This window comes from Litoribrevibacter albus (assembly GCF_030159995.1).
GTDB lineage: Bacteria > Pseudomonadota > Gammaproteobacteria > Pseudomonadales > Litoribrevibacteraceae > Litoribrevibacter > Litoribrevibacter albus.
This window is the reverse complement of record NZ_BSNM01000021.1, coordinates 1-972: the sequence shown is the minus strand read 5'-3', so window position 1 is coordinate 972 and position 972 is coordinate 1. Positions and strand designations below refer to the sequence as shown.

Below are 972 nucleotides of genomic sequence, written 5' to 3'. Positions count from 1 at the left end.
ACTCGGACGAGGGGCAGTTCCAAAGCGAAACAGGCGGACAACTTATTGTCTATTCAAGGCGGAGGTGGTTGGCGTATCGTCCAATCAAGAGGCATCAAGTTCACGACTTAGGTCAGAAACCTCATGTGGTATGGCTCACGCACAGCACCGACAGTTATACGCAATAGCTCAATAAGTTGCCCTTAACTCATCCACTAAAGAAATACTTTTCATCAAAGGCATCGTTCCTTTTCATAATAAAATAGACGGCTCGACCCAGCTTATGGGCCAGTATGGAAATGGCTTTGCCTTTGCCATGTTTTTGAGCCTGTTTAGCCACAAACTGTTTAGCGCGTTGGCTCTCTCGCATCAATAAAATGGCCGCTTCGCTGAAGGCCCACTTCAGATGTGCGTTACCAATGCGCTTGCCTGAATAGCCATAGTGTTTTCCTGCCGACTCTTTCGCGCACTTAACCAGCCGACAATAAGAGCAGAAGTCCTGAACAGTCGGAAAACGATGGATGTCCTGAATCTCATAGAGGATGGTGAGTGCCAAGACTTGGCCAATGCCGGGGACACTGGTGAGTCGATAATAAGAACGAGGGTCGTATTGTTTTGCATGCTTTAGGATGTAGTTCTCAAGCGAGACAACCTGAGCTTGTAAAGCGTCCATTGCAGCAATATCGGTTTCCACATTCTTGCGTACCGTAGGATCTTCAAAGCGTTCAACGATGTGTGGTCGGTTGCCTTTTTTACCAATGTGTTTTTCAAAGGCCGGTAAGTTGTACTGATAGTTGGTGATGGAGATATGCGCTTGAATCTCGGCTTTGAGATGAACGAAGTAAGAACGACGTCGCATGAGATCCCGAACAGGCCGAGCCTCGGGCGGATAGACATAGGCGAGCGGGAAGTTCTTGCCTAACATGATACGAGCAATCTTCTCGGAATCAATCTTATCGTTCTTGGTTTTACCGCCGTGAATGCACTTCATGT

Annotated in this window: 1 protein-coding gene; it reads right to left on the bottom strand. The window is 47.5% G+C overall.

Annotated features, from left to right (window positions below):
- Positions 1-187: 187 nt before the first annotated feature.
- On the bottom strand, positions 188-972 hold a 785-nt coding region (locus QQL66_RS18485), incomplete at its 5' end, for an IS110 family RNA-guided transposase (RefSeq protein ID WP_284379345.1).